The sequence below is a fragment of the Alteromonas lipotrueae genome, from assembly GCF_019249255.1.
GTDB classification, from domain to species: domain Bacteria; phylum Pseudomonadota; class Gammaproteobacteria; order Enterobacterales; family Alteromonadaceae; genus Alteromonas; species Alteromonas lipotrueae.
The window spans coordinates 308,569-321,587 of the sequence record NZ_JAESDJ010000003.1; the positions used below are offsets into that span (position 1 = coordinate 308,569).

Consider the following 13,019-nt stretch of genomic DNA (forward strand, 5'->3'; position numbering starts at 1 on the left):
CCGACAGCTCGAATCTATCACTTGATATTAAACCGCTTAATTCACCTTAAGCGGTTTTTTTATTCCTTCCTACTCTTCTTTAATATATTTAGCGACTAAAGCCCCTACCATTACGGATTTACCAAAGTGTAAGAACAACACGGCTTTTTGGTATGACATAATTATTGGATAAAACTACCTACGCCTATATACTTGAAACCAATTAATTACATTGCGTTTACATTAAGGAGTGCGCTGTGTTTTCTCAACAAGTACTGACCAATCGTTCTTACCTTCCTCTTCTAACCAGCTCGTTGTTCGTTCCACTACTGCTAACAGGCTGCGGTGGAGGAGGAAGTTCCGGCGGTACATCTTCTGTTGAAACTCCCTCGCCTCCTGCTGTTGAAACCCCTGTAGTAGAAGTTTGCACTAACGAAATGCATACCTTAGTAGGTGCAAGCGATGATGGCAGTTCAGCAACCGCATTCTCACCTGCTAATGCTATCGACGGAAACACCGCTTCTATATCAAGATGGTCAAATGACGGGGTGAACAAAACTCTTACATTAGATTTAGGTGCGTCAAAAACAGTGGGGGCGCTCGCAATTAAATGGTTCAAAGGTGCCGAACGCATAGCGAGTTTTTCAGTTGAAACCTCTGACGACCAAAACACTTGGACATCTGTTCTCACTCAAGCGGAATCGAAGGGTAACCAAAGTGGCTTCGAACTCGTCAATGTCGACGCGTCGCAAGCGCGCTATGTCAACATTGTTGGCCTAGGCAATAGTGATAATACCAACAATGGTATTGTTGAAGTGCAAGTGCACAGCTGTGAAGACGCCACTGGCATCTACACTGACGTGTTGCCCAACGAGGTAGGTATTGAGCTAGTTGATTGGTATTTAAGTGTGCCTACCGATGAGGATGATAGTGGGACATCCGACTCTATCTATGAAACTGAGCTTGCTAGCGGCTACAGTAACTCAGAATTCTTTTATGCGTCGGATGATAACGGCATTGTCATGCGCTCACCAAGCTATGGCTTTAAAACATCGACCAACACCAACTATGTGCGTGTTGAGCTGCGAGAAATGCTGCGAAGAGGCGATCGTTCCATTAGCACACAAGGTGTGAACAAAAATAACTGGGTGTTCGGCAGTGCTTCAGATGAAGGACAGCAAGCGGCTGGCGGTGTAGATGGTGATTTACGAGTGACTTTGGCGGTAAACAATGTAACTACCACAGGTGAAAATTACCAAATCGGTAGGCTGGTTATAGGGCAGATTCACGCAAACGATGATGAACCTATTCGCTTGTATTATCGCAAGCTACCGGGTAATGAATTAGGTTCATTGTACTTTGCCCACGAGAGTCGCGTTGAGGACGCCGAAGGTGACAATATTGAGACCTACGTCGAACTCATTGGTTCAAGAAGCAATTCAGCAAGCAACCCATCTGATGGTATTGCACTGGATGAAAAGTTCAGTTACCACATTAACGTAAATGTAAATTTGCTAACGGTAACGATTAGCCGAGAAGGCAAACCTGATATTGCTGCGCACTATGATATGAGTGAAAGTAAGTACGATGAAGATGGCCAATATCACTATTTTAAAGTGGGTGTGTACCACCTTAATAACTCAAGCGAGCCGGATGAATTCGCACAAGCTACTTTCTATGAGATTAAAAATAGCCACACTGGTTATGCTCAAAGTGAATAAGTAAACTTTTAGCGTCTAAAATAAAAATGGCTGCCCAGAGGCAGCCATTTTTTATATTGGTTAGGGTAAAACTGTAAAACCAGCCCTCCCCTAATTTGCTATTAGTTAGTACTTCAAGCTAATACCGGCGAACAAGCGAGGGCCGTAATCGTTCACTTCACCTAGGTTACCTTGTACATAGTAATCCTGTGACTTAGGTGCACTGAACAAGTTAATCGCTTCAAGTTTTACACGAACATGTTCGTTAACTTTGTAGGACATACGTGCTTCCCATACTCCTACTTCATCTACGTAACGTAAACGAGTACCGTTACTGGTGTAAGGCTGGAAGTATTCGCTACGATATTTGTAAATAATGGCAGTATCTAAATCGCCAATTTGGTAGTAAACCTGAGTACTGAATACGTGCTCAGAGAAACCTGGTACCGAAGCTGGGTCAACAATACCTGCTGTTAACTGCGTGGTGTTGCCATCTACATCTGTGATGAAGGTGTCACCGTACAAGCTGTCTTCGAATTCGAAGTCTGTGTCAGCGTAGTTGTAGCCAATCTTAATACCTATGCCAGTATCCCAGTGGTAAGCAATTGACGCCTCTAAACCAAAGATATCGCTTTCTTCGTCGGTAGTTACAGAGTTGGTCACTGGAAGCGCAAACTCTTGACCATCAATAACGAAGTTTTCAAGTACGGTACGCTGCTGGAATCCACCTTGGAATTGCTTGTAGTATAAGCCAAACGCAAAGATTGAATCTTCATTAGGATACCACTCAAATGCAACGTCATAGTTCCATGACATTAGAGGTTGGGTATCTGGGTTACCAGAACCGTTTACGCCAACAAGTAAATCCGCAAGAGACGTAGGTGCCAAATCATCATCGGTTTGGAATGTACGGCTATAGCCTAAGTCAGATGGATCTGCACGAGACATTCCACGGTAAATACCACCACGAATTAAAATATCGTCGCTGTAATCAACTACCAAGTTAAAGCTTGGAAGTACTTCAGTGTAATCACCACCGCCTTCAATCCTTTCAAGCGAGTCACCGCTCACTAAGCTAATTACACCCAGCTCGTCAGTAACAACATCGAAAGAGTTTCTAAAGCCCACTGAGGTGACTTCGGTATCAACAATACGCACACCAAAGTTACCACGAATGAATTTGTCGAACATTTCTGTATCGTAGCTGGCCATCACGTAAGCAGAGTTAGTTTTCTCCGTAACATCGATAGTACCGCTATTTTCATATTCTACTTCTGGGTAGCCAAACTCGCCGTTTTGAGACGCAACCACAGCTTGAGAGAAACAAATGTTATCGTAAGTTGCCCACGAAGAACCGCTACCTATAACGTTGCCATCGCTATCAACGTTAGTAATAAGATCGCCATCAGAAACGCTATCTAAGAAATCAGTTTCTGGGAAATCTTTTTGGCAGCTTTGCAATAACTCAAGCGCATCGGCGTTAGCTGTGTCTAGCGTAAACTCGTTTCGCGAACCATTACCTTGGCTTCCACCATACTGGATAAAGCTAAGCTCTGACGTTCTTAAACCTGCTTGTACGCTGGTGAAAACTTCGCTATCTAATGCATACTCAAAGTCTAAACGAGCAGATTTAATTTCGTTGTCACGTGTATTCTCTCTATCAATACGAGTACGTAAACTATCTGTATAGTTAGAAATATCAGTCACGTCGAAATCAGTCACTGTGAAATGAGGGATGTTCTCTCCCATGTCCCAGCTAAAGAATTGTCTATCGGCAGTTCTAGCTCGGTTAGAGATTTGTAACTCTTCACGAGATGTTTTTGAGTAGGCTAAATCTAATTTAACGGTTAGCGCATCGGTAGCGTAGTGCTCAATGTTTAAACCATAACCGCGATAGTTTTCTTCACGTGAGAACTGTTCACCAGAAGACTCAATACGATCTTGCCCTTCCCAGTGCAAAATACCACCTACATCATTCGTTACTAGCGTAGGGCCTGTAAGCCCTGGAATTGCACGTTTTTGTAAGAAGATTAAGTCGTGACGAGACTCTTGCTGTGTTCTATCTGACACTTGAGCGTCAAAATTGATATCCCAAGACTCAGAAGGTTGGAACTGAAGCGCTAAGAATAAAGCATCACGTTCATCAGACGTTTCGTTTTGACGATAACTACGGCTGCTTCCTGTCCATGCATAAGGAGATCCAGCGCTAACCGCTTCGCCTGTTTCAGGGTCGATAGCAGTATCGTAGCCTTGGTTACTGCTGCCGTTAACTTGGTCTTCACAGTCTCCTGCACTACTACGGTAGAAGCCTTCATTGGTATTTGTAGGGTCGTTTAAGCACGCCCATAGCGAAGAACCTGTAGGGCTTGAGCTTCTGTATTCGGCTTCTGGCTGGCTGATATCTTGACGTTGCAAACCAAAAGAAATACCTAGTGCTTGTCCGTTATCAAATTCAAACTGATCGACATAACTGAAGGTACCGCGAAATCCCAAATCACCTTGAAGCGAGTTATCAACGTTGCTTTCATCTGGGTTGTAGTTGGTTTTAACTTCACCTTGAATGCGTTGTTTGCCGTAATCTAGCGGCTGAACCGTTTCTAAGGAAATAACACCTGCCACACCACCTTCAATCATAGAGGCATCTTGGGTTTTATAAATCGCCACTTTCTTCACAAGTTCCGAAGGGAACTGAGAGAAGTTTACTGAACGGTCACCACTACCATTGGTAGCTTCACGACCATTGATATGTGTTGCGCTTAAGAAAGGACCAAGGCCACGAATGGTAATTTCAGTTGCCCCACCGTTTTCACGGTGAGAGGCTGCACCTGTAATAGACTCCAGAGCTTCACCAATTGAAAGGGCTGGCAAGTCACCGATGTCCTCTGAAGACAAACCGTCAACAACGGTTGTAGACTCACGCTTAATAGCAATTTGGTCTTGGATAGTCTTACGTGTACCTACCACGTCGATAACTTCGACGTCAGCCTGATCTTCTTCAGTTACGTTGGCTTCTTGAGCGTGAAGTGAGAACGCGCTGGTAGTGGCTACACTAGCAATTATTGCAGTGCGAACCCACTTGGCCACCGGGCGAAGCGTGAATTCAGCATTCTCCACTTGATCACCATTCAAGGTTTTGTTTTTTAGTGTTTTCAACGACATTACGAGATCTCCGTTGTGTCTTTTAATGTGTGTAGGGCTGTGTGTGTTGTGTTATTCATCATCTGCCGTCCAAGTGGAACCTACGCCCACATCTGCTGCTTGGATGTAGTAAAGGCCTTTTGCACCAGCAACTGCCTGAGCACCACTTCCGTCTGTTTCGATAAGCGTGCTTTCAGCAACTACAAATTCAGGAACTTCTTTGCCATTTCCGGCAGGGTCTTGGTCAATGGCACCATCGGTATCAAACTCGCCATTGCCATCGATATTTCTGATATCTACCCAGTCGTCTGAACGGTCACCCGACATGTAGCTGTCGCTGAAACCAAAGTTGTTAGTCAGGGTTGATTCTGTGTGGTTAATTAGGTCGCAGTCGTACTCGAAGGAATGGTCACTAAAATCGCCGCTTGCATTTAAGTACAACCCTTCAGTCGAAGCGTCATTGTTCAAGCCATTTGCAATTAAGTTAGCGTCAAAGTCGATAACGAAAAATTGATTACTAAGGCCGTATAGTGTTGAGGTTTCGGCTAAGTCGTCACAATCACTAACACCGGCTTTCGAACCAATCTCAGTACTGAAGACAATAGGCTGAAGTGAATTAAGTACAGTATTGTTCGTTACTGTAAGCGATAGGTCGCCAGAACCATCTAATACCGCCTGGTTACCGGAATTCGGAACACCGCCATCAGCTTGAGAGAATGGGTTTACGGTAAATACGATACCGCCAGCTTCTTTGTTACCAGAGCGAATACCAGCAATGTAGTTGTTGGTAACGGTGTGGCCTAATGGTGTTACTAACACACCGCTTGGTCTATCGTCAGAGCTTACAATATCGGATGTACGAATAATGATGTTATCGCTAACCGTATTAAAACCGCCGTCCTCTAGTGAAATACCACCGCTAGCATCTACAATAGTATTGCCTTTGATTGTTGCACCTGAGGTTTGAACACGCATTAAGCGGCGGCCAGTAGTCACATTGTCAATTAAGTTGTACTGAACAGTGAAGTTAGCCATGTCGGCCGAGTCGTCACCTGTAGTGCTACCTAAGTTAAGTAGAAGAAGACTTGAATTATCAAAGTTGTCATTTGGGCTTTCGCTAAACAAGTTATATTGAATAACGTGGTCAGAACCAGAAGAAGATAGCTTGATGATAGAGCCTTCTGCGGCCACTGAGCGACCAGAGAAAGTGTTACGCTCAATCAAGGCGCCGCTGCCTTTCAATACCATCCAATGAAATGAATCATCTGGGTAGTTCAATGTAGCTTGCTCATTGCCCATGGTGTTTTGTGAGAAAACGAAGTTATCGCCTTCAGAATAAATCATTGCCTCTTCACCGCTATCACAGGTTGAACCTGAAAGTGTATCTATATCAGTGAAGGTTAAACCGGTTACTGCTGCACCATCGGCTGTGCCGGCTACGTGAATACAGAAATCACCAGTAAAGGTAGGTGTTTCACCTTCAACGGCACGAAGTTCAATACCGCTGGTTAATTCAAGGGCAGCCATACCTGTGTAAGTGTTGGTGTTTAACCCTAGCACGTCACCATCAGCAAGGGTTACGAGCGTAGACTCAAGCGTTGCAGCGTCACCGACTACTTGGGTATACACCACTGAGTCCAGCGCATCTGTTACTGTATCGGTGAACGAATCATTATCCGTATAAGCAGCGCTGACTGAGATAATCGCGCCTGCATAAGCCGATGGCGTGAAGGTTTTAGCGTTTGAATCGGCAATTTCAACACCGTCTGCGGACCAGGTGTACACAACGTTTGCTTCGTCAACGCCATTGTTATCCGTGATTTCAGCAGTTAATGTGGCACTGGCTAAATAAGGCGCAGTGCCCATAATCTCAATGCTACCCGCTTGGTCAACCGCAACACTGGTAACGGGAATAGTGGGTGCAGACGTAATGTCTTCTTCAAAACCGTTGTCATCTACATAGGTGACTTGCACGGTGATCACAGTACCCACCAATGAGGCATCTACCACGTAGGTGCTGTCGGTTGCGCCATCAATAGCCACATCATCAGCATACCACTTGTAAGAAATATCACCTGTTGCACCGTCTTCGTCAGCAATTTCAGCGGTAAGGGTATTGCCTACCGTCGGGGTACCTGTAATAACAACTGCACCTTCAGAGTTAACTCGCGCCACTACATCCGTTGCCGCTGAAGTGACAGACTCACTAAAACCTCGGTCGTCTTCAAACGTAGCACTGGCGGTAATAACGGTACCGAATTGAGCATCGGTAAGCATTAGCTCTGAAGTAACTTCATCTTCTATTTGCGTATCGTCCGCGAACCATGCGTAAACAATAACCGCATTTTCGATTCCGTTTTCATCAGCCACGGTGGCTGTTAACGTTGAGCCTACAAGTGCGTCGCCACTAAGGGTAATTGTCGCATCTGACGCAATGGCCATTACATCGTCGGTAGGGTCACTGATGTGAGATTCATTAATACCACCGTCATCGGTATATAGCCCTTGAACAGTAATTGGTGAACCAATTTGATCGTCAGTAAGAGTGAATGATGAAGAATTCGCACCTTCAATAGCAACGCCATCAGCGTACCAGTAATAGGTAACTGTACTAGAAATGCCATCCGGATCGCTTACGGCTGCATCTAGTGTTTGGCCGCTAATCGCTGTACCCGAAAGAGTAATAGACCCCAACGTATTAGGGTTGTTGTCTGAACTAACATCTGTGTCAACATTACAGCCTGTAATCGCTGCTGCAACTGCACAAAGTGCGAATGTTTTTAATTTCATAATGGCTCTATTCTCCGAGTTATTGGTTTTGGCTATTGAGTAGTGAACCGCACAATATTTTTATAATTAACTATTATTACCAAATTAAAGAGTTATAGGTTACCAATTTAAATTACATTAAGACAACATTGTTAACCTGTTGGAACATATAAACACAATAAAGTAACTTTTGCCACCATTATCATGCCATTGCGATAACATTTAATTCACAATATTGTCTATAGATACGATTAGTTCGCCTCCGCCCTTATGACCATTGGTGATCACATTGTTATTACCAATTTATTTTTACTGTGAATATTGGGTATAAAATTGCAGGATGTATGCAGAGAGAGCGGCCAAATATAACGCGAGGCACTGAATATTCAGCTGCCCGAGCGGAGAGAATAGGTGCTAAAGGCTATATGAAAGAGGGCTTATTAAACGGGGGTTAATGTTGATTATCTAGATGATAAAAGGTGGCTTGAACATAATCGTTCTCTGCCCCACTGTTGTTTTGATTGTAAACACCAGCTTTAAAATACATATATTGGTTATTCTTGTTATAACCACTTATACTCATATCAACACTTTTGGTTAGGTTTGGTTTGCCTTCGCGGACTAGAGTGACAAATAAAATATCGTTTTTTACCGTGATTTTATAACTAAATTTTTCGTTAAGTGCGATGCCTTCTACTGGATTCTTTAGCGTGTGAGAACGGCCTCCTACCAGGTTTACCCATACATCGTCGCCACCATTAATTTCATGGGCGAAGTAGATTGAGCCCTTTTCGTTGCCGGGTAGTTTACGGTAGTACAGCCTAATGGGCTCATCATCGGTAGCATGTATTTGCCCAATGATCACTCGCCCTACTTTTTTCTCGTCTCCGGTGGTAGAAACGCGATTTACGGCAAGGGTTGCTTCAAGACTGCCTTCCACTGCTCCCGCTTTTCGCTTGACTGAACCGTGTGCCGAGCTAAATACCCAGTTGTTCTTAGTGACACCTTTAGTTTTAAAACGGGAGTTACCTCTGCGGAGCATTTCCCGCAATTCAGTTCGGGCGTACTTGGTGTTTTTTGATGTTTTTGCACCGGCGTTAGGGCAGGCAAATACCATTCCTCCGTCAGCGGCAGTGTAAAAAAGCGGTTTGAGTGAAAATTTGTCACTTAGCGCTTTTTCATAAATGATATCGGCTTTTAAATCTTTATTTAAGTCGGTAGGTAGGCTTAATGTCCAACTCAATAAGTCAAAGTTTTCGCTTGGTGGCTTTGATGGGTCGAGAGAACTAAAATCACCAAGTAATTCCCCTTGAGCAAGTATTTGATGTGAATCAGGAAGTGTGTGGGTAGCAGCTAAATCTTCCGCCAGAGAAGTGTTTACTACTAGGGTATTAGTCATTGCTAATGCAATAACAACTACACTGCGTAATAACGCTTTTTTTACTGCTTTCATAAACGTTACCTACCCAATTAACACAAGCAAAGTAAAGCTAAGCGATTATTATCGCTTAGCTTCAACCGGTTCAATCTTCGGGCATAAAACCCAAATACTTAGTGTAGCAACGATGGCGAGTGCCGCACCAATCACAAAGACCACTGTGTAACTTCCGTCAGCCGTTAACGAAGGCACTGCGTATATCAAAAGCCCTGCCGCTAGCTTAGCCGCCATACCCGCAAAACCCGCCAGTGTACCTACCGACTTTCCGCCGAATAAATCACTTGGTAATGTTTGTACGTTTCCAATTGCCGTTTGAAAGCCAAACAGTATGGTTGCCATAATCAGTACCGCAGCAACTTCACTGTTTGGGTTAGACAACATCAACAGTGCTGGCAACATGATTAAGCAACCAAGCGTAATAACTAACTTACGGGCTTTGTTTACCGACCAACCTGCTCCTAGTCTATTTTGCGCAAGAAGCCCGCCAAACCAAGCACCTAACATAGCACCTACATAAGGCACCCAACCATAAATAGCCAAGCCCTTCACATCCATGGCATAAACTTCAACTAAATAGGTGGGGATCCAAACAATAAATAGCCACCAGATGGGATCGATTGCAGCGGTGGCAATAATTACGCCCCAGCTTTGTTTATGAGATAACAACTGCCCTGTTGTAGGTGTGTATTCGGCAATAGCACTGCCATCGGCGTTGGTAGCTTCGTTTCTTTGGCCTGTAAGAATGTACTCTCTTTCTTCGTCAGTGATCCAAGGGTGTGAACCTGGTGGCGATTTAACCACGATGATCCAAGGAATAAGCCAAAGCAGGCCAGTACAACCCACTATTACGAAGATTGCTTTCCAACTGAAAAATAAGGCAAGGTAGGCAATGAGAGGTATAGAAATAATGCCGCCAATGGCTGCACCAGAGTTGAATATACCTTGAGCTAAAGCACGCTCTTTAGTGGGAAACCACTCAGCGTTAGCCTTAGCAGCTCCAGGCCAGTTACCCGCCTCTGAAACACCCAAGATAGCGCGGAACACACTGAAGGTTAGTATCCCTTGCGCAAAGGCATGCAGCACGGTGGCAATCGACCAAATACCAATAGAAAGAACAAACCCAATGCGCGTTCCTACCCAATCAAAAACCTTACCAAATATGGCTTGACCGAAGGCATAGGAAAAAAGAAATACAATACTAATGATACCGTACACTTCTTTTAATTCGGCATCCGTTTTATCAGGGTAAATTTCTTTTCCCATAAACGGCCACAATACGCTAAGCGATTGTCTATCTATGTAGTTAATCACCGTTGCCAGTGCAACCAGTGCAATTACCCACCACCTCAAATTCTTCATGTTACTACCTTACCTAATATTACTTCGTCGTCATTTTTATAAAGCGTACTGTCTAAAGCGTTAGCCCGCAGGGTGTCACTTCGACTGGTTCCCTTTTACCGTCGCCGTTGATGCCCCTTTAGTAAAGGTTTCGGTCACTTCAGGAAGTGGCGTAGAATCAAAGGTGTTATTGAGAATTTGAGTTTGCGGCTCACCTACCGTGTGATCGATAGTCACTAGCTTGCTATCTACAAACGTATTGCCGCTAATTAGGCTCTGCTGCACACCCAATAGAAAAATAGAAGACTTGGATTTATTGCGTTTACCCTTTCCAACATTCGATATATCACTGTTAGTTAGCGTGAAGTGCGGGCCAAAGGTACTTTCATCTGTGCCGCCGCGATAAATTTTTGCAATGGCACCTTCAATGTTTGAAAAAGTAGAGTTTTTAATGATGACGTATTCGGCATTGTAAATACCTAAGTCATCTTGCTCTTTGTCTAAACGTAGAACGTCACCGGTAATGTTTTTGAACACACTGTCAGTAATATCGATACTGTCGGCTAAGCTTCTGTAACCCGCATCGAATACATGAGAGGAATGGTTCACATTCAAGTCGGTAATGTGAGTGTTATGAATGGCAAGCTTGTGATTAAACAAGGTAGGTAACTTAGTGTTGCGGATAAGCACATTGCCAGCGCTGTCTGGCGATTTTTTACCTGATATATTCAACCCATCAAGTTTTAAGCTTCCCCCATCTTCAATCTCAATCATTAAAGAGCGCATGGGGTAAAGGGTAACTGAGCGCGGTGACTCAGCTTTTAGTGTTACTACGCTTTTCACCTGTAGCTGCTTATTCAGCGAGTAACTCCCCGCTTTCAGCAGTATTGTGCTTCCGCTTTCTGCTTCGGCTACTGCGCTGTAAAGCTCATCCGCAGAGCTCACGCTAACTGTTTTACCCGAATCAAAATCTATGGGTAAGCCAGCTTTCTCATACCAGTTTACACCTGTGTCTTCTTTTAGCGTTGGGCTTAAAGATGCTGGTGCGCCAATATCTAATTGCTGAGCTTGCTTACTTTGCAACAACCCATTTTCGCCACGCACTAATTCGATATTTTTAACATCGAAGCCTTGCGCTAGTTCATCTTGAGGCAATTGGCTGGCTAGGTTATTTTTAAATGTAATTCCTGATACATCATCAAAAATTTTAAATGGATTTTCGCCGCTATTATTTACCACTACGTTGTTCGCGAAGCTGCTATTGATAGGCGTTGCCGTACGTTCTGCGTCACTACCTGCTGCAAGGTTGATATTGTCCAAATTCACCAACGTATTGTTATCGATTTTGGCATTTTTAACTTGGTGGTAGCGGTTAATAGATGAATTCGGCACACCATTCATAACGGTAAAGCCGCCACCAAATCTTATGCCCGTTAACCCTTCCATGTAGTTATTGCGAACGGTTTGGTCGGCATTGATAATACGGATACCACCGGTATGGTGTTTGCCATTACCAAAGAACACATTCCCTTCCACTAGGTTTCCATTGCCGTGGCGAAGCGTTAGCGTACCTCTGCTTTCAAAAAACACATTATTTAAAAACTGATTCTTGCCAGATTTATTCGAAATGATTTCTACTTCGCCATTACATCTGTCGAAATAGTTATTCTCTACAATGGTAAATGAGTCACTTAAGGAGTATTTACTGGTACCAATGCGAAGGGTTTCACCACCGTTAGATCCCAAAATTGGACGAGGGCCAAAGTAGTTGTGATCTATACGGTGATGATTTTGTTGGCTATCTTCCGTATTTAAACGCACAGCCATCGTTACGCCCGCATTACTTTTACCTTCTAGATGACTGTGGTCGAAGCGGTTGTTCCTACCATACATAACAACCCACTTATCAGAGTTAAATTTGTCTGGATTACTGAATCCATCAATAACCACCTGAGTAACTCGAGAATGATAAGCAAGGTTGTCGTCGTTCTCTTTAAACGATACCACTTCACCTGTAGGGCTATATCCGTCTTTAAATACCAAGCCTTCTACTACAAGATACTCACCTGCTAGTCGAAGGTTAGATAGCCCTGATAACACAACACCGCCGTTAGTTTGCGCTTCTAACGTAATGGGCTTTTCTGGTGTACCGACACCTTTAAGTAAAATTTCAAAATCTTCCCAAACGCCATCAGCAAGTACAATGGTATCACCCGCTTTTAACGACTTAGTTTGTTTGAGAAATTGCTTTTTATCGGCAACTAAAATGCCATCTGATTGCGATACTTGTAACAAAGGATTGGATACATCGGTGCTGTCTTCTTTTGCACCAGCTTGTGGAGAAGTTGAATTACAGCCAGCAACAAAGAGTAGGCTACAAGTGACTAAAACAGGAACAGAAAACACACTAGCATTCATGCAAACAACCTAAGTTATCTGAAAGACGATAATCGCCTTTATATGATTAAAGAAGGGGCTCTTCAAACATTTAACACTTGCATCAAGCTTAGGCAGCGACACCATATAACGAGCACTGATTAGTGGCATGCAAAAAGTCAACAATGTTTCAACTCGAGCCGAAAGATACTAGGTATCAATGTAACCAACCCCACAACACAATGTCAACCAGTTGTTAACTTTCTATATTACCAATTAAT

6 protein-coding genes are annotated in these 13,019 nt (G+C 43.7%); 1 reads left to right on the forward strand and 5 read right to left on the reverse strand.

All coding sequences use genetic code 11. From position 1 onward, the window contains the following. Positions 1–236: 236 nt before the first annotated feature. Positions 237–1,700 (forward strand): polysaccharide lyase family 7 protein, encoded by a 1,464-nt coding sequence (locus tag KYS23_RS06645; protein WP_338081862.1) that lies wholly within the window; start codon positions 237–239, stop codon positions 1,698–1,700. A 105-nt stretch (positions 1,701–1,805) separates the two neighbouring features. Here the strand turns inward: KYS23_RS06645 and KYS23_RS06650 are convergent, their stop codons facing one another. The 5 genes from KYS23_RS06650 to KYS23_RS06670 all read right to left on the reverse strand — a co-directional run bounded on the left by KYS23_RS06650 (position 1,806) and on the right by KYS23_RS06670 (position 12,780). Next, a complete protein-coding gene (locus KYS23_RS06650; RefSeq protein WP_218418256.1) occupies positions 1,806–4,838 on the reverse strand; it encodes a TonB-dependent receptor in 3,033 nt (1,010 codons plus the stop codon). Positions 4,839–4,889: 51 nt separating this feature from the next. After that, complete coding sequence (locus tag KYS23_RS06655) at positions 4,890–7,607, reverse strand: chondroitinase-B domain-containing protein (RefSeq protein WP_218418257.1); 2,718 nt, start codon at positions 7,605–7,607, stop codon at positions 4,890–4,892. Between the two features lie 430 nt (positions 7,608–8,037). Then, the gene (locus KYS23_RS06660) at positions 8,038–8,985 is read right to left on the reverse strand and encodes a polysaccharide lyase family 7 protein (RefSeq protein WP_420838749.1); all 948 of its coding nucleotides are present in this window, start codon (positions 8,983–8,985) and stop codon (positions 8,038–8,040) included. 102 nt (positions 8,986–9,087) lie between these two features. Continuing rightward, positions 9,088–10,383, reverse strand: coding sequence for an MFS transporter (locus KYS23_RS06665; protein WP_159533135.1), 1,296 nt, complete (start codon positions 10,381–10,383; stop codon positions 9,088–9,090). A gap of 75 nt (positions 10,384–10,458) precedes the next feature. Continuing rightward, positions 10,459–12,780 carry a polysaccharide lyase 6 family protein gene (locus KYS23_RS06670; RefSeq protein WP_218418259.1) on the reverse strand — a complete coding sequence of 774 codons (2,322 nt, stop codon included), beginning with the start codon at positions 12,778–12,780 and terminating at the stop codon, positions 10,459–10,461. Between the last annotated feature and the right edge of the window lie 239 nt (positions 12,781–13,019).